General features: G+C 41.2%; 18 protein-coding genes and 1 tRNA gene. 15 read left to right on the plus strand and 4 right to left on the minus strand.

Annotation, left to right across the window (positions count from 1 at the left end; translation table 11 throughout):
- Window positions 1-15 precede the first annotated feature (15 nt).
- The 4 genes from C7391_RS01750 to C7391_RS01765 all read left to right on the plus strand — a co-directional run bounded on the left by C7391_RS01750 (window position 16) and on the right by C7391_RS01765 (window position 3,643).
- Window positions 16-936, plus strand: a complete 921-nt coding sequence (locus tag C7391_RS01750) for a hypothetical protein (RefSeq protein WP_133516815.1) — start codon at window positions 16-18, stop codon at window positions 934-936.
- 28 nt (window positions 937-964) lie between these two features.
- Window positions 965-1,933 (plus strand): replication factor C small subunit, encoded by a 969-nt coding sequence (locus C7391_RS01755; RefSeq protein WP_133516816.1) that lies wholly within the window; start codon window positions 965-967, stop codon window positions 1,931-1,933.
- Between the two features lie 27 nt (window positions 1,934-1,960).
- The gene (locus C7391_RS01760; RefSeq protein ID WP_133516817.1) at window positions 1,961-2,482 is read left to right on the plus strand and encodes a COG2426 family protein; all 522 of its coding nucleotides are present in this window, start codon (window positions 1,961-1,963) and stop codon (window positions 2,480-2,482) included.
- Window positions 2,483-2,572: 90 nt separating this feature from the next.
- Window positions 2,573-3,643, plus strand: a complete 1,071-nt coding sequence (locus C7391_RS01765) for a class I SAM-dependent methyltransferase (RefSeq protein ID WP_133516818.1) — start codon at window positions 2,573-2,575, stop codon at window positions 3,641-3,643.
- A 752-nt stretch (window positions 3,644-4,395) separates the two neighbouring features.
- Here C7391_RS01765 and ilvD read toward each other — a convergent pair.
- The 3 genes from ilvD to C7391_RS01780 form a co-directional block, all read right to left on the minus strand.
- Window positions 4,396-6,057, minus strand: a complete 1,662-nt coding sequence (ilvD, locus tag C7391_RS01770) for a dihydroxy-acid dehydratase (protein WP_133516819.1) — start codon at window positions 6,055-6,057, stop codon at window positions 4,396-4,398.
- Between the two features lie 154 nt (window positions 6,058-6,211).
- The gene (locus tag C7391_RS01775) at window positions 6,212-8,089 is read right to left on the minus strand and encodes a chloride channel protein (RefSeq protein ID WP_243726295.1); all 1,878 of its coding nucleotides are present in this window, start codon (window positions 8,087-8,089) and stop codon (window positions 6,212-6,214) included.
- Between the two features lie 241 nt (window positions 8,090-8,330).
- A complete protein-coding gene (locus C7391_RS01780; protein ID WP_166627357.1) occupies window positions 8,331-10,010 on the minus strand; it encodes a SulP family inorganic anion transporter in 1,680 nt (559 codons plus the stop codon).
- 266 nt (window positions 10,011-10,276) lie between these two features.
- On the opposite strand from C7391_RS01780, the gene C7391_RS01785 reads away from it, so the two are divergent.
- The 10 genes from C7391_RS01785 (at window position 10,277) to C7391_RS01830 (ending at window position 18,799) form a co-directional block, all read left to right on the plus strand.
- Window positions 10,277-10,831 carry a CBS domain-containing protein gene (locus C7391_RS01785; RefSeq protein WP_133516822.1) on the plus strand — a complete coding sequence of 185 codons (555 nt, stop codon included), beginning with the start codon at window positions 10,277-10,279 and terminating at the stop codon, window positions 10,829-10,831.
- 171 nt (window positions 10,832-11,002) lie between these two features.
- Complete coding sequence (locus C7391_RS01790; protein ID WP_133516899.1) at window positions 11,003-11,629, plus strand: sugar O-acetyltransferase; 627 nt, start codon at window positions 11,003-11,005, stop codon at window positions 11,627-11,629.
- Between the two features lie 142 nt (window positions 11,630-11,771).
- Window positions 11,772-12,938, plus strand: coding sequence for a pyridoxal-phosphate-dependent aminotransferase family protein (locus C7391_RS01795; protein ID WP_263295293.1), 1,167 nt, complete (start codon window positions 11,772-11,774; stop codon window positions 12,936-12,938).
- 49 nt (window positions 12,939-12,987) lie between these two features.
- The gene (locus tag C7391_RS01800; RefSeq protein WP_133516823.1) at window positions 12,988-14,169 is read left to right on the plus strand and encodes an argininosuccinate synthase; all 1,182 of its coding nucleotides are present in this window, start codon (window positions 12,988-12,990) and stop codon (window positions 14,167-14,169) included.
- Window positions 14,170-14,738: 569 nt separating this feature from the next.
- Entirely contained in the window at window positions 14,739-15,416 is a 678-nt protein-coding gene (locus C7391_RS01805) for a peptidylprolyl isomerase (protein WP_133516824.1), read from the plus strand.
- A gap of 129 nt (window positions 15,417-15,545) precedes the next feature.
- A tRNA-Ser gene (locus tag C7391_RS01810) sits at window positions 15,546-15,630 on the plus strand.
- Window positions 15,631-15,697: 67 nt separating this feature from the next.
- Window positions 15,698-16,171 carry a peptidylprolyl isomerase gene (locus C7391_RS01815; RefSeq protein WP_133516825.1) on the plus strand — a complete coding sequence of 158 codons (474 nt, stop codon included), beginning with the start codon at window positions 15,698-15,700 and terminating at the stop codon, window positions 16,169-16,171.
- A 64-nt stretch (window positions 16,172-16,235) separates the two neighbouring features.
- Window positions 16,236-17,252 carry an abortive infection system antitoxin AbiGi family protein gene (locus C7391_RS01820; protein WP_133516826.1) on the plus strand — a complete coding sequence of 339 codons (1,017 nt, stop codon included), beginning with the start codon at window positions 16,236-16,238 and terminating at the stop codon, window positions 17,250-17,252.
- The gene (locus C7391_RS01825; protein WP_133516827.1) at window positions 17,246-18,301 is read left to right on the plus strand and encodes a hypothetical protein; all 1,056 of its coding nucleotides are present in this window, start codon (window positions 17,246-17,248) and stop codon (window positions 18,299-18,301) included. Before C7391_RS01820 ends, C7391_RS01825 begins: the two co-directional genes overlap by 7 nt.
- Before the next feature lie 57 nt (window positions 18,302-18,358).
- The gene (locus C7391_RS01830; protein WP_133516828.1) at window positions 18,359-18,799 is read left to right on the plus strand and encodes a PPC domain-containing DNA-binding protein; all 441 of its coding nucleotides are present in this window, start codon (window positions 18,359-18,361) and stop codon (window positions 18,797-18,799) included.
- Window positions 18,800-19,585: 786 nt separating this feature from the next.
- Here the strand turns inward: C7391_RS01830 and C7391_RS01835 are convergent.
- Complete coding sequence (locus C7391_RS01835; protein WP_133516829.1) at window positions 19,586-20,332, minus strand: SDR family NAD(P)-dependent oxidoreductase; 747 nt, start codon at window positions 20,330-20,332, stop codon at window positions 19,586-19,588.
- A gap of 726 nt (window positions 20,333-21,058) precedes the next feature.
- On the opposite strand from C7391_RS01835, the gene gyrB reads away from it, so the two are divergent.
- The gene (gene gyrB / locus C7391_RS01840; protein ID WP_133516830.1) at window positions 21,059-23,116 is read left to right on the plus strand and encodes a DNA topoisomerase (ATP-hydrolyzing) subunit B; all 2,058 of its coding nucleotides are present in this window, start codon (window positions 21,059-21,061) and stop codon (window positions 23,114-23,116) included.
- Window positions 23,117-23,126 lie beyond the last annotated feature (10 nt).

Genomic DNA, 23,126 nt, shown 5'->3' on the forward strand with positions numbered 1-23,126 from the left:
AACAGGAGATATAAAATGAAGATATGTCAAAAGCGTGTGAATAAGATAGCGTTCTTGGATGAATATATTAATAAAAAAATACGAATAGCGATTCCATATTCAACTGAATTAAATGAAAAATTAGAAAGAATAGGGTTTACACCTTCGTTTGAAATGGGTGAGAGTGTATTACCAAAAAAAATAGGACCAGCTACTAAAAAAAATGCAGAGGGATATGAAATAATTCATAAGGATAGGCCAAAAGAAATAAAAATTAGTACAAGACTATGGACAAGACAGGAATGGGCAGGAAGAGATCACACCAGAGAAGTAACGGATTTAGTTCAAATTCCATATGAAAGATATCCACGTACATCCATACTCCCATATGGTGTCGAACTAATGATTACAAAAGATCAAAATAATCAAAAGATGATTACTACTTCAGAAATATTGTGCGACGAATGTAATTTAGAATTAATAAAAAATACAATAAATATGTATTTAGAAATATTTGGAGAATGTCATATACTATTACCAAATATGAACATTATACAACCTAGCCAATTTAAAAAATTAAATTGGGAAATATTACCACATGGGCAATATCCATGGGAAGTAAGACGCGAACAAGTTAGAAAATTTATCGAAAAAGCTTCAAAGGGGAATCGTGCAACAATAGATTTCCGATTGGAAACTATTAACTCGTTTCACCCCGATTTTACAGCAATGGGCTTAAACGGCTTTAATGGATACTTAATTTTTGGATTTACTGACAAAGACATATACATACTAGAAAGCACTGTAATCAATAATGCTACGTATATACTCGAAAAGGATTGGGAAGAGTTATCAAAATTAACGAAAAGAGAAATATTGTCAGAAAACTTGCACAAAGCAAGAATTATACATAAACTATCATGGAAAAATGATATAACGGAACTACTTGAAAGTTAAATTTTAGTGTATAATAAAGGGAAAATATATGAGAGAAGAAATTTGGGTTGAAAAATACCGCCCGATGACATTGGATGATGTGTTCGGCCAAGAGGCGACGGTTGAGCGTTTAAAGTCATACGTTCGCTCGGGAAACTTGCCGCACTTGCTCTTTACGGGACCGCCGGGCGTCGGCAAAACAGCATCTTCCGTTTCAATCGCTCGCGAAATGTTCGGCGAATTCTGGTCTGAAAATTTCACCGAATTGAATGCATCTGATGAGCGCGGTATTGATGTTGTCAGAAACAAAATCAAGACGTTTGCCAAAACAGCTCCGATCGGCGGTGCTTCCTTTAAAATTATTTTCCTTGACGAAGCCGATGCGCTGACAAACGATGCTCAGTCCGCGCTTCGCCGAACCATGGAAAAATACAGCGGTAACTGCCGTTTCATTTTGTCATGCAATTATTCATCCAAGATTATTGAGCCGATTCAGTCCCGCTGCGCAATTTACAGATTCCGCAGTTTAACGGATGACGCGATTTCAGAGCGTGTCAAATTCATTGCCGAAAAAGAAAGCTTAACGATTACGGAAGACGGTTTGAAAGCCCTTGTTTATGTTGCCGGCGGCGACATGAGAAAAGCGGTGAACTCGTTACAGGCCGCCGCTTTCATTCAAAAAGACATTGATGAAGAGACGATTTACAAGATTACGGCAACTGCTCGCCCGGAAGATGTGTTGGATTTGATTCAAACCGCTCTTGCCGGCGAATTCAAAAATGCGCGGGATAAGCTAAATGTTCTTGTTTTTGAACAAGGCTTGTCGGCCGACGACGTTATGAATCAGGTTTACCGGGCGCTTTTCAAGATTGAAGATTTGAGTGATGCCGAAATGATTCAATTGATTGACGCGGTCGGCGAAATTGATTTCAGAATTACCGAAGGCGCGAATGAAAGAATCCAATTGGAAGCGCTGATTGCTCATTTCGCATTGCTTCGAAGGAAAGAGAAAGAATAAGAGAGCAAATTCGGGAGAGTTAAAAGAATGGATTTTGCCTCTTTTTTCGTGGATTTGTTTCAATGGCTGCCGCCGTGGCTTGTCGTGATTGTGATTTCCGCAATTCCCGTCATAGAACTTCGCGGCGCGATTCCGGTTGCCATCGGTCTTTACGGAATGGATCCGATTTTGGCGTTTGTGCTGGCCGTCATCGGCAATATGATTCCGGTAACGATTATATTTTATTTCCTGGATCCCGTTTCCAAATTTTTATCCAAACACAGCAAACTTTTCGCCAAATTCTTTGACTGGCTTTTCAATCGTGTCGAACGCCAGGGAAATGCGCGTGTCGAGAAATACAAAGACTTGGCACTGATGACTTTTGTCGCGATTCCGCTCCCGCTGACAGGCGCATGGACGGGAACAGCCGCCGCGCTTGTTTTGAAATATCCGTTTAAAAATGCGTTTTTGTCGATTTTAGCAGGCGTTATCATTGCCGGAATTATTGTCACATTCTTGACGGTTTCAGGCATTCACGTATTGGATATCATTTTCGGCCGGTTTTCGTAAACAATAACATCAGATGGCACAAAAAACACCAATACCAACATCCAATATCAATAACAAAAAAATCAATAACAACAGCAAACGGTGAAAAAAATGGAAATGTCAAATTTGTCTTCTCTTTTTCTTCAAAAGCTCGGCATTGATGCTTCGTTTTATCTGACGGAAGACAATTTTGCCGCTCAGCGATTTTTATATGCCGGGATTCCGCAGTTGGAAGAGCTTGTTGAAATGAGAAAAGCGGGGCAATTTGACTTTGAAACCGTTCTTCTGCTTCATGAAAACGCGCCGATGTTTGATAAAAATCCGGCAGATACGGATGAATTCATTCGCCGAAGCGCGCAGGCGGCAATCACCGGATTTGTGATGATTGAAAGACAGCCATCCGCGTCAAATGATCCGACTCTTCCCGACACGGGGAATTGTTTGGTCTTTACGCCTGTTCTGTCGGATGCGGAAACGAAATCCGCTTTTTACGCGATTCTTCCGAATTTGATTTCAAAATCGGCCGTTTTGAATTGTCCGACATATCAAATCGAAATTTCACCCGAAGATCTGGCCGATGACATTCGGGAATATTATTCGAAAAACGCGCTTTCTTTTTTCAAAGAATCGGGACAATTTATCCCGTCATACGATTCTGTTTATTCGCCGGCGCGCGTCTCAAAAGCGGCGGCAACGATTCAAAAAATTCGGGAAACTGAGCCGCAATTTTTAGAACCGCAATCAACTGTATTGGAAATCTGTTGCGGCAACGGCATGTCAACGCTTGCGCTTTACGATGAAAACGTCGAGCCGATTTGCATTGACATCAATGCCGATGACATTTGCATCGGTTTGTCTCACGGCGTTTTAAAACCCGAAAAAACAATTATTATGGACGCGACAACGCTTTCAAGAAATATGAGTGTCGAGAAGTTTGAAACCGTCATCGGTTTTATGATCGGAACAATTTATGAATTCAACAAAAATATTTGGTTTTCAATCGCTGACGAAGCCGTCAAAATGCTGAAGCCGGGCGGATTTCTGTTGTTCACGCTTCGGGAAGAACACGAAGCGAAGTGGATTGCCGAGCATTTGAAAGAAAACGGTATGGTTGGCGAAATTATTGATAATCGCGATGATGAAACGAATTACGATTCATGGATTTATTTCGCTCGAAAATGATTCATGAATTTTGGTTCTTATTTTTGTTTTCTGTTTTTTCAATTACTTTTTTCTTATTTTTCATTTTTGATTCAAACCGAAACATCGTTTTTTTCAATAATTCATTAACCTGAACGCCGAATAAATCCCGAAAAATAATAATCGCCAAAAATTTCAGAGTTTAATCGGCGTTCATGTTTCATAAAATGAGAAAAATGATGTTTCGTTTCTTTGAAATAATCGAAAAGACGTAGCAACCCCCTCCAACGCGAGTTTCACGAACGAAGTGAGTGAAAGGAGGCGTTGGAGATTCTTCCCATCCATTGAATAAACAGTATAAACCGGCTTATGGGCACAAATTTAAATCAACCGGATAAAATGTTTAATCGACGGTGGGGAATAATCCGCAATTCTCAATTTCATTCGCTCCGCTCATGAAATTTCGCCTTGCGGTCGTATGTGAACTTTTCTTCGATTCAAGCAAACCCAAACATCGTTTTCATTGTTTTTATGAAATCTGAACGCCCGTTAAACCCCAAATAAAATCGCTTATTGTTTAGAGTTTAAACGGCGTTCGGTTTTTAATAAATTTAAAAAACGATGTTTGATTTTTCAAAAATAAGATAAGAAGAAAAAGAATTCGAAATTTTAAAAAAATGAAATAAAAATAAATGAAAAAGATAAACGAAATAAATGAAAAAAGGAAGGAATGAAAAAAGGAAGGAATGAAAAAAAAGAAGAAATAAAAAAGAAAACGGAAATCCCGTTTTCAATCATTCAACAATCGCGCCGTGATTGGCCGACCTCACCGTTCTTCTGTATTTTTTCAAGTAACCGTCAACGGGTTTTTCAACCGGTTTGAAAGACTTCTTGCGTTCTTCCAGAACTTTGTCATCCACCAAAACGTTGAGCTTGCGGTTTGGAATGTCGATTTCAATCATGTCACCGTCTTCAACCAAGCCGATCGGACCGCCTTCGGATGCTTCCGGCGAAACATGGCCGATGCAGGGACCACGTGTGCCGCCCGAAAATCTGCCGTCCGTGACAAGCGCGACAGATTCAATCAAACCCAAGCCTGCAATCGCCGCAGTCGGCGACAACATTTCACGCATTCCGGGACCGCCGCGCGGGCCTTCATAGCGAATCACGACAACATCGCCGGCTTTGACAATGCCTTCCATAATGGCCGACATGGCGTCTTCTTCGCTGTCATAAACGCGAGCGGGTCCTGTGTGAACCATCATTTTATCGCTGACCGCAGCCTGTTTAACAACAGAACCGTCGGGCGCGAGATTTCCTTTTAAGATGGCGATACCGCCTTCTTTATGAACCGGATTGTCAACGGTTTGAATCACCTTTTGATTGAATTTCGGGTTCACCAAAACATGATTTTTCAGATTTTCACCGACAGTTTTGCCGGTGACAGTTTTTTCATTCTTTAAAACGCGGTCGCCGAGTCTTTCAAGAATCGAATAAATGCCGCCCGCGCGGTCAAAATCCGTCATAAACCACGAACCCGCCGGACGCAAAGAAACGATGTGCGGCGTGTTTTTGCTGAGTCTGTCAAAATCATCCAAAGTCAAACAAATACCAAAAGCATTTGCAACCGCCGGCAAATGAAGCGCTGTGTTGCTGCTGCCGCCGATAGCCATGTCCGTCATCACAGCATTTTCAAACGAATTCTGCGTCACGATTTTGCGCGGCGTCAGACCTTCTTTGACCATTTCAACAATGCGTTCGCCGGATGCTTTTGCCACCCGGATTTTACTCGCGTCAACCGCAGGCGACGTGGCGCAGCCGGGCAGAGACAAACCGAGTGCTTCCGTCATGCACGCCATCGTGTTGGCCGTAAACATGCCCGAACAAGAACCGCATCCGGGACAAGCATTATTTTCCATCATCTTCAACTTTTCCTCTGAAATTTCGCCGTTCTTAGCAGCTCCGACAAATTCAAACATGGAAATCAAATCAAGATCCGTATCGTCGGCAAAACCCGGCTGCATCGGACCGCCTGTCACAACAATTGCCGGAATATCCAATTCACCGGCCGCCATCAAATGGCCCGGAACAACTTTGTCGCAGGACGGAATCAAAACCATACCATCAAACTGATGCGCTCGAACCATCACTTCAATCGTATCCTGAATCAGCTCGCGGCTCGGGAGTGAATATTTCATTCCTTCGTGTCCCATGGCAATGCCGTCACAAACACCGATTGTTTGGAACTCGAACGGAACGCCGCCGGCATTACGAATTCCGGCTTTGACCGCTTCGCCGATTTTATCCAAATGCATATGTCCCGGAACAATTTCATTTTTAGAATTAACAACCGCAATGAACGGTTTATCCATTTCGGATTCGGTCAACCCCAACGCTTTGAGCAAAGAGCGGTTGGCAGCTCTTTCCAATCCTTTTTTAGCATTATCACTTCTCATAATTGTCGCCTGATCATTATTTAAAATTTATTAATCGATTAATGAATCTGAATGTATTAAAATATGAATGAATAGAACATAAATGAATAGAAAAAGAGAGAAATGTATTAAAATTGTTGTGTCTGCCGCCCGTTTGAACAAAAATTATTCATTTTCATTCATTTTTTTCGGATGCATGGGTGTCAGATTCCATCTTTTCATCTTCAAAAATATTTTCGGGATCGTCTTCGGATTCATCGGAATACTCACCCTCATCGCCGACCTGCTGCACTTTTGTCAAAACGCTCTTGTTGTAAGCATTCATAATGTCCTTCTGCGTAATGATTCCGACCATTTTCTTCGGATTGGATTTCATCACGACGGGAAGACGGGATACATCGTGACTCACCATACGGTCTAAAACGACATCAAGCGTTTCAAACGGATAGGCGACAACAACATCGGTCGTCATAATATCTTTGATTTTTTGCTCTTCGTCTTCCGGATCCAATTTTTCCCGCATATCTTTAATCGTCACCAATCCCATCAGCTCGCCGCCGCGGTTAAGAACGGGAAAACCGGCATGCTTACTGCTCTGCATAATCGCGTTAAGAGATTCAATGGAATTGTCTTCAAAAACGGTTTGCGGATGCGAATACATCGAATCTTTTACTAAAATAGATTCCATGACATCGATTTCGCGGCCGTGACGGATCGTATACCCTTTCCGGCGCAGCATTTCCGTAAAGATGGTTTCCGGATTGGCTTTACGGGCAACGGCGTTGCTGAGAACGCAAGCCACCATGAACGGCAGAATCAAACCGTAATCCTGCGTCATTTCCATGAGCAGAATGATGGAAGTAAATGTCGCGTTGGACGTGCCGGCAAAAACGGCGCCCATACCGGCAATCGCAAATGCGCCCTGGCTGACAGACAATCCGGGAATGAGCGCGTCACAGATTAAACCGAACGCTGAGCCGAGCATAACGCCGACAAACATGGACGGAACGATAGAACCGCCGGCACCTTCTGATCCGATTGTGAATGAAAACGCCAATGTTTTTAAAACAATGAATGCGAGAAGAAGCATAATCGGCAACGGATTGGCGACGGCATCCAGCATAACTTCGTAGCCGAGCCCGAGAATTTCAGGGAAATACCAACCCATGATACCGACAATAATTCCGCCGATTGCGGGTTTAAAAACGCTGTTGATTTTCAAATGTTTAAAGAATTCGCGAATGAAATAGAAAATCTTGATGAATAAAACGGAAACGACTCCCGCCAAAATGCCGAGGACAGGGAAAAGCCAGAATTCGTAAAGCGGTTGTCCCAAGCTGTAATGCGGAAAGCTGAGCGCGTCTGATCCGAAAAACGCCTGGAAAATAAACGTTGAGAAAATAGATGAAAGCACGATCGGGATGAATGTTTTGGCTTCGAGTTCACCGAAAATAACTTCGACGACAAAAACAATGCCGGCAAGCGGCGCGTTAAAGGCGGCAGAAATTCCGGCAGCAGCACCGCAGCCGAGATAAATTCTGAGACTTTTGCCGCGCAGATTAAACACTTTTGCCGCCAGCGAACCTGCGCCTGCACCCATTAAAACGCCGGGGGCTTCTTTACCGGCTGAGCCGCCGGTACCGATTGTAATCACAGATAAAAAGGCTTCACCGAGAGCATATTTCGCTTTCAGACGGCCGCCGTGAAGAGCGGATGCTTCAATAACGCTTTCAACACCGTAATGTGTTTTCAAAAAATATTTCCGAATCAGACCGACCGCTAAACCGCCGAACATCGGAACAAGAATAATTGTCCAACTCGGAATGCCGTAATAGTCAAAAACAGAATTGCCGCCGTAAAACGTGTTGCTGAGCGAGTCCATTAAAACAGTGTAAATGCCGATGAGAACACCGGTCAGAATACCGATGATGATTGCGATAAAAGAAACCTTAACCGTCGGCGTGTAAAATTTCTTTGCCTGTTGTTTGATTGAGAAAATCCTACCCTCAAAAGATTTTCCGAGATGAGAAGAATTAAAGGCACCGCCTGCCACCCGATAGACCATCCGTCAGTTATAAACCATGAATTTGTGAAATGAAACAACCCGATTAAATGTGAATTTAATGTAAATAATGTGAAATTTAATGTAAATATGTGAACTTAATGTAAATAATGTGAAATAATGAAATTAAATGTGAAAATTTAACGTGGAAATGTGAAAACTTTTTGTGATATACGGTCAGAGAATATAAATATTCGGTTGATGTCGAACCATTTGAAGTTTACTTGTTTTCTTACTTGTTTTCAAATTTCGGGAAAATTTCATTAACGGCATACCTGACGGCCAATTCGGTGCTGTCAAAAAGATAGACTTCTTTGTTTCTGACATGCGTGTCAAAGATCTCGTCCCTCAGCAAATGTTTTTTAACAACAGGGCGGATGCCGGTAATCAAAACGTATTTGTTTTCGCGGTTGCGGCTTGCGATAAATTCATTCAGGCGGGACGTGGCGGTTGCGTCAACATACGGAACATAACGCATACGTATGACGATAACTTGGCGTTTTGTCGGCAGGTGGACATTGACTTTTTGATCGAAAACGTTCATGGCACCGAAGAAAAACGGACCGTTGATTGTGTAAATGGCCAACTTGTCGCCGAATCTTTCGTGAAGCGCCCGAATTTGATCGGCACTGTCTGTGGAATCGTAATCTTCTATCGTGTTGATTTGAACCGATTGCGTCATATCGTACATGAATTTAATCATCGTAAGCAAGATGCCGACTTCAAAGGCCAGAAGCATATCCGCAAAGACCGTCAGGAAAAAAGTAATGCCGAAAATAGCGGCGTCAATGCGGTCATAGTTCAGCATCAATTTGAATTCGCGAAGATTAATCATCGGAAGCGCGACGCAGAACAAAACGCCTGCAATAAACGCATACGGCAGATACGCGCCGAGCCATCCCAAAAACAGGAGAATGATTAAAAGGAACAGAGAGTGGAACATACCGCCGGCCCTTGTTTTAGCTCCTTCGCGGATATTGATCGTACTTCTTGAAATCGCAGCGGTTGACGGCAAGCCGCCGAAGAACGGCGTGACGACTTTAGCGATTCCCTGTCCGATCAGCTCGCGGTCGCTGTCGTGTTTTGTTGCAGTCATACCGTCACAGACAACGGCACAGAGAAGTGATTCAAGCGTTCCTAAAAGCACCAGCATCAGCGCAAACGGCAGAACGTCAACAGCGAGACTCAAACTGATTTTGAAAAGTGAAAATGTCGGCAGTTTTGCCGGGATGAGCCCGACAGTCGGGATATCGGGATGAAGGAAAACAAAAATCAAGATAGAAAGAATCAAAGCAACGATTGTCGGCGGAACGGAAGCAAAATACTTTTTGCCTTTCGTTAAGCGCGGTAGCAGGCGAATTAAAAGAATGGTGCCGATTGTCATTAAAACGACGACAGGATTAATGCTGCCGAGATCGCTTAAAACCAGCCCCAGCATTTCAATCGTAGATTCGTATTCGGGAAGATCTAAGCCGAGCGCATTGGGGATTTGATAAACAATAATCATTAATCCGAGACCGGCAGTGAACCCCGAAATCAGCGGCAACGGGAGGAATTTGATAATTTTCCCGACTTTAAAGAGACCTAATAAAATTTGAATCAAGCCTGCGAGAACGGTTGCCAAAAATAAGCCTTCCATCCCGTATTGTGACATGGCGGCCAAAACGACGACGGACATACTGCCGGTCGGCCCGGTAATTGAAAATTTGGAGCCGCCGAAGAGTGAAGCTAAAAAACCGGCAACGATTGCCGTGTAAATGCCCATGGACGGATCGACGTTTGATGCGACGGCAAAACCGATTGAAAGCGGCAAAGCGACAATTGCGGTAATAAAGCCTGCCCTGAGATCGAAAGTAAACATGTTTTTGAAATAATCGGAAACGGACTCTTTGGAAAGATGAATCTCAGGCATAGTTTTGTCAACCCTATAAAAAAACAGCATCATTAGGAGCCGTTTAGATTTGAAATTTTATCAATGATGAAAGATAAAAACTTCAATATATATAAGTATGACAGATAGAATGATGAATTAAATATCAAGACTCATTCTGTTTTTATGACCCTGAAAATATTTTGTCATGACAATTATTATGAAATGATGAAATCTTGTAAGATCGGGAAAAATGGCGCATATTATGGCTGAAAAATTATATACTATTACTTCCAGTAATATTTTTTATGCAATTACCGACCCCCGAGGATTTAAAAAAGAAAAGAATAGAGCTGGGCTTGACTCAAAGCGATTTGGCAAAACGCGCCGGCGTCAGTCAGCCTTTGATTGCGCGCATTGAAATGAGCGACGTTGATCCTCGCCTTTCAACGGTTGCAAAGATTTTGACCGCTTTTGATGAAGTGAAAAAAGAACAGCAGATTGTGGCAAAAGATATTATCAGCTCGCCCGTCATTCATGTTCAGCCGAAACAGCCTCTTGAAGAAGCGATTCATATTATGAATTCAAACGGCATTTCCCAATTGCCCGTAATTGAAAATGGCGTCCCTGTCGGCAGTTTGTCTGAGGGTGTTGTTGTCAGAACAATTGCAGTCAAAAAATCATTGGCCGGAATTACGGTTTCGGATTTGATGGAGGAATCCTTCCCGACCGTTCCGCAAACGGCTTCCGTCTTAACGGTGTCTCATATATTAGAACGCAGTCCGGCCGTTTTGGTGATGGAAAAGGGTTCTGTGACCGGCGTGATTACAAAAAGCGATATCATGAAAATTGTCAACGGCTAACCGTTTACAATTTCATCTTTAAATTTTTAAATTAAATTTTAAATTTAAATAAACTAAATTTAAATAAACTTACTTTTAAATTTAAAGTAAATTTAAACTTACAGTTTTGCTCTTTATTTTTTATTTTTAATTTTGTTATTTTCGAACAGGATACAAAACGTGATTCCCATGATGACTGAAAAAGAAAAAGCGGCCGCAGGATTATTTTATGACTCCGCGCTCAAGTTTTTTGAAAAAGAACGCCACCGTGCAAAAAACCTGTATCATAAATATAACACGTGCAAGCCGACGAATTTTAAAAAGAGAAATAAAATTATCAAAAAACTTTTCGGCAAAACCGGCAAGAAATTTTTAATTGAACAGCCTTTTTATTGCGATTACGGTTACAACATTGAAATCGGCAACAACTTTTTCGCAAATATGAATTGTGTGATGTTGGACGGCGCAAAAATCAAATTCGGAAACAATGTCTTGATCGGACCGAATGTCGGATTTTACGGAACAGGTCACCCGTTAGACATTGAACTTCGAAACAGTTTCATTGAATATTCTTATCCGATTACAGTCGGCAATAACGTTTGGATCGGCGGCAGCGTCTCAGTCCGGCCGGGCGTCACCATCGGCGACAACGTGGTCATCGGCACCGGCAGCGTCGTGACAAGAGATATCCCGTCAAATTCAATTGCTTACGGCAACCCTTGTCGCGTTGTCCGAAAAATAGACCCGGAAGAAGTGAAATTGAAAGAGAAATATTTCAAAAAGCTGACAAAAGAAGAATTCAAAAACGGAATCTATTAAATAAATCTATTAAAAAGGAAGGAATAAATTTATTATTTGAATTGACTTATTCGTCTGAATTCACAGTAATTTAATACAACTCAATTGAATGACTTTTATCTGTCAAAAAAACGGTTAATGAAACATGAAGCAGGTATAATAAATGATTAAAACCGAAGATAAATTAATGATGATGCCCGGACCGGTTGAGGTTCCGCACCGCGTTTTAATGGCAATGGCCAAACCGATGATTAACCACCGCGGAAAAGAATTCTCTGCAGTTTATGACGATTGTCAGAGAATTTCCGCAACTCTTTTTAATACCGCTCAGGAAAATGTTTCCGTCATTTCAGGATCCGGAACGGCCGGAATGGAAGCGGCTGTCGGTTGCTTGAATAACAAAGACGACAAAATCCTCGCGATTGAAAACGGTAAATTCGGTCAGAGATTTAAGAAATTGGCCGGCAAATACGGCACCGTCGTTCCGCTCGAATTTGAATGGGGAAAATCCGTCGATTTGGCGGCCGTTGAAGAAAAGTTGGCAGCAGGCGACATTAAAACAATTACAATGATTCACAACGAATCATCCACTGCCATCAGAAACCCTGCGCCTGAAGTCGGCGCGCTTGCTAAAAAGTACGGCGCATACTTTATTTTGGATGTTGTGTCATCCCTCGGCGGCGACGATATCAGAATTGATGATTGGAACGTTGACATTGCTGTCACCGGTTCTCAAAAATGTATTGCAGCTCCACCGGGAATCTCCGTTGTCGCTGCAAACGAGCGCGCGCTTGCCGAAATGGAAAATATCAAGACTCGCCCGTATTATTTGGACTTGGTCGCGTATCACAAAAGCGCTTCCAAAGATTTGAAAGAAACACCGTATACACCGGCCGTTTCTTTGTTCTTCGCGCTTCAGGAAGCTTTGAAAATCATTGAAGAAGAGGGGCTTGCCAACAGAATTGAAAGACACTATTTGATGACCAAAGCTGTTCGCGATTCCGTGACGGCAATCGGTGTTGAAATGTTCCCGCAGCTCAATGATGTCAGCGCATATTCCAATACGGTGTCCGCCATGAAAGCACCCGCAGGCGTTGACGGCGAAGCGATTAAAAAAGCTTTGAACAAAAGAGGCGTCATTATTACAGGCGGTCAGGATGATTTGAAAGGCAAGATTTTCAGAATCGGCTCCATGGGCGCAACAACGCCGACAAATATCATGACAACGATGGCGGAACTTGAACAGGTTCTCTATGAAATGGGCGTCACCGAAGAAACCGGCGCCGTTATGGATATCGCCGGCAAAACAATGGCAAAACTTTACGAGTAAACTTCTCATTAAAAGTTTCAATTAAAATAATCTTACAGATGTGAAAATAATGGTTAAGAAAGCAATTCTTTCCTACTCAGGCGGCCTTGACACTTCCGTATGCATTCCGATGCTGAAGGAAGATTACGGATTTGATGAAGTCATCACCGTGTCCGTTGATGTCGGCCAGCCGGAACATGAAGTGAAAAACGCGGAAGAAAAAGCAAAACTCATCAGCGACAAACATTATACGATTGACGCAAAAGACGAGTTTGTTGCCGATTACATTTTCCCGCTGATTAAAGCAAACGGCGATTATGAAGGATATGTGATGGGAACATCCATTGCCAGACCGCTGATTGCAAAAAAAGTCGTTGAAATCGCCGAAAAGGAAGGCGCTTCCGCATTCGCACACGGATGTACAGGAAAAGGCAACGACCAGCTCCGTTTTGAAACGATTTTCAGATCAACGGGCAAAGACGTAATTGCGCCGATGCGTGAACGCAATTTGACGCGTGAATGGGAAATCGAATACGCCAAGTGTCACAACATTCCGGTTGCCGCAACAAAGGACAAGCCGTGGAGTGTTGATGAAAACCTCTGGAGCCGTAGTATTGAAGGCGGCCGCTTGGAAGACCCGAACTTTGTCCCGCCCGAAGAGATTTATGAATGGACAACGTCGCCGGAAAAAGCGCCCGACAAAGCGATATTTGTTGACATCGGTTTTGAAAACGGTGTTCCGGTTTCGCTTGACGGGCAAAAAATGAAGGGTTACGATTTGATTAAGAAATTGAATCAGATCGGCGGTGATAACGGTGTCGGCCGTTCCGATATGGTGGAAGACCGTGTTCTCGGCCTCAAAGCCCGTGAAAATTACGAACATCCGGCTGCAACGATTTTGCTCAAAGCCCACAAAGATTTGGAACAGCTCGTTTTGACACGCGCGGAATTAAAATTCAAGGCAACGGTTGATGCTCAGTGGTCCGAGCTCGCTTATCAGGGTCTCGTCGATGAACCGCTTTACGCTGATTTGAACGCTTTTGTTGACAAAACACAGGAGCGCGTCACCGGAACCGTTAAGATGAAGCTTTACAAAGGCAGTTTGATCGTGGTTGCCCGTGACTCACCGTTTGCGCTTTACTCCGAAGATTTGGTGTCTTTTGACAGCCAAACCATCGACCAAAAAGATGCCGAAGGCTACTGCAAATATCACGGTTTCCAGGCACGCCTTTACAAGCAGCTTAAAAAATAATAAAATTAGAATAAATAATTAGAATAAACAGTGTGAAGCCGAGTCGGCTTCATGCTCTTTTTTTATTTAGATTGATACTTAGTTTGATGTTATCGATTTTCTTTGACGGCTACGAGAAATTCAACCACAGCCGAAATAATCAAAACAATAAACGAAATAATCAATCCCCAAATTAGAATATACACGAAAGAATTCTGAAATGAAGTTAATCCGTTACTGCCATGCCACGAATAGAATAATAAGAGGAGCATGCATCCGATTGAGATTACCAGAATGACCGAGCATATATTTTCGACCGTTCTGAGCGTTTTCATATTTTTTGAAAGATTTATTTCTGTTATTTCCAAATTACCACAATCCGCAACTTCAATAAGAACTGGTTTCTCAACTAATATGAACTTTTTTGACTGTTTAGGAAAAGGTTATTAAAGGAATAATCATGTTTACGGTTCATTCAAACGTTCTATCGAAGTATATAACGCATTTTTATCGTGGCGCTTGCGCATAACGATTAACATTATTTTTATCAAGTTATGAATCAGAGGATTCGCTCTAAATAAGTGATTGATATGGCATTGAAGAAAGGAGATTTTATCCGGTTAAACTACACCGGAAGAATGGAAAACGGTACAGTCTTTGACACAACCGACGAAGAAGTTGCGAAAGCAGAAAACGTTTACACGCCGCAAGGCCTTTACGGCGGCGACGTTATTGTTATCGGCTACGGCCACACCATCGGCGGTCTTGACAAGGAATTGGAAGGCAAAGAAGCAGGCGCAGAAGGCGAAGTGACCATCGGCCCGGAAGACGCTTTCGGCATGCCCAAAGAAGAATTGATTCAATCCGTTTCCACCTCAAAATTCAAAGACGGCAGAGCCCAGATCGGCATGATCATTGAATCCGAAGGCCGCCAGGGCGTTGTGACAAAAGTCATCGGCCGCCGCGCAACAATCGACTTCAACAGTCCGCTTGCCGGAAAATCCGTGACCTACAGCTACAAGATTGAAGCTGTTTTGGAAACTGCTGAAGAAAAGATCAACGGTCTTTTCGCGCTTTACACAGGCGTCCAGGATGCTGACGTTAAAGTGAACGGCGATGTTGCCGACATTGAAATTCCGACAGGAATCACATTCAATCAGAGATGGCTTTTCTCCAAAGGCAAATTGGCCAATGAAATTTTGGAAAACACAGACCTCAAAGAAATCCGTTTCATTGAATCCGTGAAGAAGGAAGAGAAAGCAGAATAATTCTGCTTTTAATTTATTTTTCACTATTTCTTTTTGTTCGTTTTTTCATTTTTTTGAAAAATCGTTATATATCCGAATCGTGTTTATGTGTTGCAATTTGCGTGAATTCGCGTTGCATTTAATCCGCGTGCGGAGATAGCCAAGCGGCCCACGGCGCCGGTCTTGAAAACCGGTGGTGCCTCGCACCTCGGGAGTTCAAATCTCCCTCTCCGCGCTTTTATTTTTAAAATTTTCATAAAATTTATCTTTATTTTTATTAAACCAATTTTGGAGAATAAAATATGACAGACGTTTTACTCGAAACCACAATGGGAAACATTAAAATTAAATTGTACGACAACATGCCGGTCACCGCCGGCAACTTCAAGCAGCTCGTTGAGAAGGGATTCTACAACGGCATCATTTTCCACCGCGTGATTCCGAACTTCATGATTCAAGGCGGCTGCCCGAACGGCAACGGAATGGGCGGCCCCGGATACGCCATCCCCGACGAATTCGTCGCAGGCTCTTCCAACGTTCGCGGCACCATTTCCATGGCCAACGCAGGTCCGAACTCCGGCGGAAGCCAGTTCTTCATCAACCTCGTTGACAACACTTACCTTGACTGGGACAAGCCCCCGGGATCTTCCAAGCACCCCGTTTTCGGCGAAGTCGTTGAAGGCATGGATGTCGTTGATAAAATCGGCGCTGTCAAGACCGCACGCGGCGACAAACCGGTTCAGGAAGTTAAAATCGTTAAGGCAAGCATTGTTTGATCTTGATTTAAACCCGATTTTCGGGTTTCTTTTTTATTATTAATCAATAAACTAGAGGTTTATTGTGGAATCATTTGAAGAAAATGAATATACTCCAGAGTCTATTCTCGAATTTGAAGAAATAGAAATAGATGTTCTTCCTGCAAAATCCATTTCAGAAGATTACACCCAAAGTGCTAACTCTTTATTTCACTTTATGAAGAAAGAGAAATATTTGAAAGATGCTTTATCTAATAAAGCATTAATTCCCCGATATTGTAAGGAAAATATAACTTATTTGAATATACAGCAAAACAAAGTAATTTTTGATGAAATAGCTGTATTACAGAAATGTTTTTGTGACATTCACTTGCATAAACTTTCAACGAATTTTGAATTAATTCTTACAAAAGAATCGGAATCAAAACTCGATGAGAAAGAAATTTTGGGTCTCTCTAAAAATAATTCTCATCCCGATTATTATGGAAATTTTGCAATTGGATTTTTTAAAGGATGGTGTGAAAACCATAATTTACAGCCAATACATTATTTGAATGAAAAATCAAATTACACAAAAAATCTTTCAAAAGTAACCAGTGGCATTTTGAGTAGTGCTAATGCTACGAAAAGAACTACTCATGATACACTATACAGGCTGGCGTTAACAAAACCATTACGTGGCGAAATGAAAAGACTTTATGAGCAAAATGGAAACAATATTGAGCTCACAGTTTTGAAAAATTTTCATGATGAAAGGGAATGGCGGTATATTCCAGATCAGGCTAAAATAGATCGATTGAAAAAAGCCAGAGAGTATAAAGTTGAATCAATTATTGCCAATCCGAAATTATTAAAATCAGAGAATGTAAATTATTTCCTAGATTCACAATCGGCAAATATTGAAGATAAACAAAATGATGAACTGTGGTTAAAATTCGAATATTCAGACATACGATATTTGATTGTTCCTAACGACCAAGCTAGATTAAATCTTATTGAACATATTCTATCAATTCCCGATATCTATTTTTCAGGAAAACATGGAAAAAATTTGCTAATAAGTAAAATATTAAATTTGAATGAGATAAAAAAGGATTGGTAATTATTATGAAAAATCCACTCCAAGAGATATTCAACGAAGAAGAACCAACATATAAAGGAACACTTCGTTTCAATGATACTGAAAATTCTAAAGAATTTCAAAATCTTCTAAAGAATTTGACCGAAGATGAAGTTGAAATTAAAGGTGTAAAAAACATAGAAACATATATTGAAACAAAATCTGGTAAATATCTGTTAGATATAACAACAGGAAATATGGCTAAAATATTAATTAGTCTACCTTATGATGTAGTATCATTTGAAATTGAAACAGATTATGAAAAATATACATTTAATTTTAAACGATATTTTACAAAAAATCGAATAGTTCTCAATGCAAACGTAAATTCTTTTATCGACATAAAGATTACTGCAGAAGAAGGTAAAGAAATATTTCAGTTAAAATGCGATATTAAACTAACTAATGCTGAAAGTGTTGAAAAAATCGTAAAATCTTGTAATGCTGTACAATATTTAATATTGCGTTTATTAAAAGATAACAACGAAGAAAGAAATAGAGTTTTAGATTTATTAAAAGAAATGGAAGCATATTGGAGTCGAGTAAATCAAATTGAAAAAGTATTAAATAAAAGTTTTACTCCTGTTAAAATTAATGATTCATTAGAAGATCAAATAAATGCGGAAAAAGTTTATTTTTTGTTGGTAAAAAACTTTCCAATTCGAACAAATCTTAAGAATGAAATTACAATTACTGCTACTTATAATAATGAATTCAAAAAAGAGCAAGTAAAGACAGGTTCACATTTGGCAACATCGCAAGTTAAAGAAGAAACATATGTTGTTTACGAAGAGAAAATAAAGGTTTATAAAATTGTTTGTATTTTTAATGCTATTATTAATTCAGTTGAAATCAATGATGAAAAACAAGAATGTATAATAAAGTGCAAAGGAACTGAAACGAAGCCAATATACAATGTATCTCTTGGCTTCAAATCAGAAGAGGAAATTCCCTCAAATAAAGAATTTAACAGGATATATAAGGAAATATCAAATGCAAAGACTTTTGAAGAGCTTATGGATGAATTATAAAGCTCTAAATGTCATTGTTAATCATACTTATTTTTAAACAAAGTAGGATGAACTTTTATGGATTACAGAGTCGGACAAATCGGCCGTGTCTTTACCGTCAGAATGGACCACGGCGAAGATTTATTAGAATCACTCAAAACGCTTGCTGCCAAAGAAAATATTCAAGCCGCGACTTTTGTTTTGCTCGGCGCAATCGAATCCGGAAATTTGGTAATCGGCCCGAAAAAGAATGAGCGGCCGCCGAACAAAATGTGGACAAGTTTTGAAGAAGCGCATGAAATCGTCGGCGTCGGCAATTTATTCAGAGAAAAAGGCGAGCCGATTGTCCATCTTCATGCCGGTCTCGGGCGCGCCGAGGACGGAAGAATCGGCTGTGTGAGAAAAGATAATCAGGTTTTCATGGTGATTGAAGCATTCGTCTTTGAATTGACGGGTTTTGAAGCGGAACGCGTTTGGGATGATATTGAAGGGTACGCGCCGATTACGTTTAAAAAATAAAAACAAAATCGGAATCCTTTAAAAACGAATTAAAAGACAAAAATCAGTTTTGATAAACGAATTAAAAACAAAGCAACGCTTTTGAAAACGGCTTGAAAAGGCAGAACAACCACCTCCAACGACGCATTTCACGAACGAAGTGAGTGAAGAAGGAGTTGGAGATTCGTACCTATTCGTTCAATGAACATTGCAAACAGCTTCCAAGTGTGTTAAATTAATCCGTTTTACGAATTTTGTGACAGAGGAAACGGAGATTCGTATCCGTTCATTCAATGAACATTGCAAACAGTTTCCAAGTGTGTTAAATTAATCCGTTTTACGAATTTTGTGACAGAGGAAACGGAGATTCGTACCCGTTCATTCAATAAAAATCACAAGCCGTTTTGATCAAACCGATAAATCAATCTGTTAAATCTGTTTTAGCAGCGGCGGGGAATAATCCGCAATTCTGCAATTTTACTCGCTTCGCTCGTAAAATCTTGAATTGCGGTCGTATCTGAACTTTTTTTCGTAAATGAACCGAAACATCGGTTTAATGAAAATTGTCAAATCTGAACGCCCTTTTTCGTAAATTTAAAGAAATTTGATGAAAAACGGCATTCGATTTTTTGAAAATGAATGAAAAACGATGTTTCATTTTACAAAACAAAAAAGAAATAAAAAGATAGAAAAAGATAGAAAAATAGAGAAATAAAAAGATAGAGAAATAGAAAAATAGAAAGATAAAAAGACTCAAAATCACAAACAGTCTTCATTTGAGTCTTTTTATAAACAGTTGCAGTGCGATTATTCCAGCAGCAAGCCGCCATCCATAATCAACGAGGTGCCGACACAGTAAGAAGCGTCATCGCTTGCCAAGTAAAGCGCGCCGTGTGCAATCTCTCTGGGCTTTGCGGTTCTTCCGATGGGAATTAACGGAGCCATATGTTGTTCAAAATCCTCGCCCTCGATAATCATATCTGAGAGAGTTAAGCCGGGCAATATCGCGTTGATGCGGATGCCGTCTTTGATATATTGAGCGGCAGCGGATTCCGTCATGTGTTTCACGGCTGCTTTTGTAACCGAATACGTTACTGTTGCGGGAAGCGCTTGAAGTGCGCCGATTGATGCGGTATTCACAATTGCGCCGCCACCCTGTTTTTGCATGACCGGAATGATGAGCTGCATTGCGCGAATATAACTTTTGACATTGACATCCATCATTTTGTCAAATTCATTCACCAGATCAATATCCGTCAGCTCAGATGCCATCAAAATACCGGCGTTGTTGCACAAAACGTCAATTGAGCCGTATTTATCAAGCGTGAAAGCGACTAATTTCTTCAAATCGTCTTCATTTGTTGAATCCGCTTGGAAGAAACTGGCTTCATACCCAGCATTTTTGATTTCAGCTTCAATCTGTTCGCCCTGTTCTTTTCTCCGGCCTGTAAAAACGACCTTAGATCCTTCTTCAGCGAATAATTTCGCCATTTCTCTACCGATGCCGCTTGTGGCACCAACAATTATACTGACTTTATTTTCCAACCTGTTCATATTATTCCTCCCGAATAATAGTTATATTTTTTAAAATTTGTTTTTCTATTTCTGTCTTTTGATGAAAGTGATAAAAAGTCCGTTTTTAAAAATCCACCACAGTGACAGGATTTTGCAGAAGTTGCCATCCGAAAATCGAGCCGAATTAAAAAGAATATATTTTAAAAAGAAATCATGAATATTCAGACTTAGAAAAACAACATGCGAAAAACGAATCAAACCCGAATATTTATATACCATAAACCCCTTTTTTTGTCATCCGAAAAGGTAAAACAGAACAGAGATTTAAAATCTAAAAACAGTCGGAACTGATGATGTTTTTTAGAATACGAAAATCAGATTTCATCAGAGATTTCAAAACAACAATTAAAACAATCATTGAAAAAATATAATTAAACGATTATTTTTTGGTTGTTTCCTTAAAAACCATGAATTTTAAAATAAAATTAATTCTCTGTTTTTGAATAAAACAGTCTTTACAAAAACACAAACTAAAGACATGAATTCCGCAAAAGGAAAAAATAAAAAGGATTAAATCTGTTAGCCGACCCCATTAATTTTTAATGAAATCGGTATCAATCGAAAGAATCAGATGCAGAAAACACACAAATTCAGTTAACACAAAACAACTGAAATTCAGTTAACATGAAAACAACTGCATGAAAGCAACTGAAATCACATTTATTTTTCATAAAACACACACAATACACACGAAGGAATTGATTTATGGACGAACATAAAAAATATGACGGTTCCAATATTCAAGTTTTAGAAGGCTTGGAAGCCGTTCGTAAAAGACCGAGTATGTACATCGGCAGCACGGATTCACGCGGCCTTCACCATCTTGTTTACGAAGTCGTTGACAACAGTATTGACGAAGCACTTGCCGGATATGCAAAAAATATCCGTATGACAATCAATGAAGACGGCAGCGTAACCGTTATTGACGACGGCCGAGGCATTCCCGTCGACATTCAGCCGAAATACCAGAAACCGGCGCTTGAAGTTGTTTTGACAATTCTTCACGCCGGCGGAAAGTTTGACAAAGACACATACAAAGTTTCCGGCGGCCTGCACGGCGTCGGTGTTTCCGTCGTCAACGCGCTTTCCGAATGGCTGATTGCGGAAGTTAGACGAGACGGAAAAGTTTACCGCCAAACATTCGCTTACGGCATTCCAACCTCAGGCGTCGAAGTTGTCGGCGAATACGAAGGCGACAAAACCGGCACAACCATTCAGTTCATGCCGGACAAGACGATTTTTGAAACGGTTGACTTCAAATACGAAATCCTGCTCAACCGTCTCAGAGAATTGGCTTTCCTGAACAAAGGCATTCGAATTATTACAGAAGACCTCAGACTTCCCGAAGCGGATTTGGAAGATGAGTTCGGAGACATCGCAGAAGATGATTCTGATTTGACGGCAAATATTGAATCAGACGATGAAGATGACGAAGAAGGAAACAGCGGCAGCAAAAAGAAATCCGGCCGCTCAGGAGCCGTGAAAGAAAGATACCACGACCTGTATTATGAAGGCGGTATCATCGAGTTCGTCAAATATTTAAACGGCGGCAAAAGCATTCTTCACGACAATCCCATTTATTTTGACCGTCAAAGAGACGGCACCGACGTTGAAATTTCCATGCAGTACACGCAAAGCTACAACTCCAACGTCCACTCTTTTGCCAACAATATCAACACGACCGAAGGCGGCACGCACATGGTCGGCTTCAAATCCGCTTTGACTCGCGTCGCCAATGATTACATCAAGAAAAATAATCTCGATAAAGACAACAAAGACGGCGCGTCATTGAGCGGCGAAGACATCCGCGAGGGTCTGACAGCCATCATCAGCGTAAAGCTCTTAGAGCCGCAATTTGAAGGTCAGACAAAGACGAAGCTCGGCAACAGCGAAATCAAAGGAATCGTAGATTCTCTCGTGACCGAAGGACTTGCCGAATATTTCGAAGAAAATCCGAAAGTGGCAACCGCGATTCTTGAAAAAGCGCTTCTCGCCAGAAAAGCAAGAGAAGCCGCCAAGAAAGCAAGAGAGCTCACCCGCAGAAAGAGTGCGCTTGAAGTCAGCACGCTTCCCGGAAAACTCGCCGATTGCTCCGAGCGTGACCCGTCTTTGTGCGAACTCTACCTTGTCGAAGGTAACTCTGCCGGCGGTTCCGCCAAGCAGGGACGCGACAGATCCATTCAGGCAATTCTGCCTTTTAGAGGAAAGATCCTCAACGTTGAAAAAACCAGAATGGACAAAGCGCTTAAAAACGCGGAAATCGGATCTTTGATTACCGCGCTCGGTGCCGGATTGGGCGACGAAATGGAGCTTGACAAACTGCGTTACCACAAAGTCGTCATCATGACCGATGCCGATGTTGACGGCGCGCACATCAGAACGCTCATTTTAACATTCTTCTTCCGCTACATGCCGGATTTAATCAACAGCGGCTATGTTTATATCGCTCAGCCGCCGCTTTACAGAATCAAGAAAGGAAAAGCGGAATATTACGCTTACAATGACAGACAGTTGAAAGCAAAACTGGAAGAAATCGGAGACAAGGGCGTTAATGTTTCACGATACAAAGGTCTTGGTGAAATGAATCCCGAGCAGCTTTGGTCAACGACAATGAATCCCGAAACCCGCACTTTGCTCCAGGTAACGATTGAAGATGCGATTGCCGCTGATGAAATTTTCACGATTTTGATGGGCGACGAGGTTCTTCCGAGAAAAGAATTCATCCAGGAACATGCCAAAGAAGTGGTGAATTTGGACATCTGAGGTGAGGAAA

Source organism: Methanimicrococcus blatticola (assembly GCF_004363215.1).
In the GTDB taxonomy this organism is placed as follows: domain Archaea; phylum Halobacteriota; class Methanosarcinia; order Methanosarcinales; family Methanosarcinaceae; genus Methanimicrococcus; species Methanimicrococcus blatticola.

Coding starts and splice junctions, on each gene's coding strand:
- C7391_RS01805 (WP_133516824.1), top strand. CDS start 14,739: ATGGCATTGAAGAAAGGAGATTTTATCCGGTTAAACTACACCGGAAGA.
- C7391_RS01760 (WP_133516817.1), top strand. CDS start 1,961: ATGGATTTTGCCTCTTTTTTCGTGGATTTGTTTCAATGGCTGCCGCCG.
- gyrB (WP_133516830.1), top strand. CDS start 21,059: ATGGACGAACATAAAAAATATGACGGTTCCAATATTCAAGTTTTAGAA.
- C7391_RS01755 (WP_133516816.1), top strand. CDS start 965: ATGAGAGAAGAAATTTGGGTTGAAAAATACCGCCCGATGACATTGGAT.
- C7391_RS01800 (WP_133516823.1), top strand. CDS start 12,988: ATGGTTAAGAAAGCAATTCTTTCCTACTCAGGCGGCCTTGACACTTCC.
- C7391_RS01830 (WP_133516828.1), top strand. CDS start 18,359: ATGGATTACAGAGTCGGACAAATCGGCCGTGTCTTTACCGTCAGAATG.
- C7391_RS01815 (WP_133516825.1), top strand. CDS start 15,698: ATGACAGACGTTTTACTCGAAACCACAATGGGAAACATTAAAATTAAA.
- C7391_RS01835 (WP_133516829.1), bottom strand. CDS start 20,332: ATGAACAGGTTGGAAAATAAAGTCAGTATAATTGTTGGTGCCACAAGC.
- C7391_RS01750 (WP_133516815.1), top strand. CDS start 16: ATGAAGATATGTCAAAAGCGTGTGAATAAGATAGCGTTCTTGGATGAA.
- C7391_RS01795 (WP_263295293.1), top strand. CDS start 11,772: ATGATTAAAACCGAAGATAAATTAATGATGATGCCCGGACCGGTTGAG.
- C7391_RS01785 (WP_133516822.1), top strand. CDS start 10,277: ATGCAATTACCGACCCCCGAGGATTTAAAAAAGAAAAGAATAGAGCTG.
- C7391_RS01765 (WP_133516818.1), top strand. CDS start 2,573: ATGGAAATGTCAAATTTGTCTTCTCTTTTTCTTCAAAAGCTCGGCATT.
- C7391_RS01790 (WP_133516899.1), top strand. CDS start 11,003: ATGACTGAAAAAGAAAAAGCGGCCGCAGGATTATTTTATGACTCCGCG.
- ilvD (WP_133516819.1), bottom strand. CDS start 6,057: ATGAGAAGTGATAATGCTAAAAAAGGATTGGAAAGAGCTGCCAACCGC.
- C7391_RS01780 (WP_166627357.1), bottom strand. CDS start 10,010: ATGCCTGAGATTCATCTTTCCAAAGAGTCCGTTTCCGATTATTTCAAA.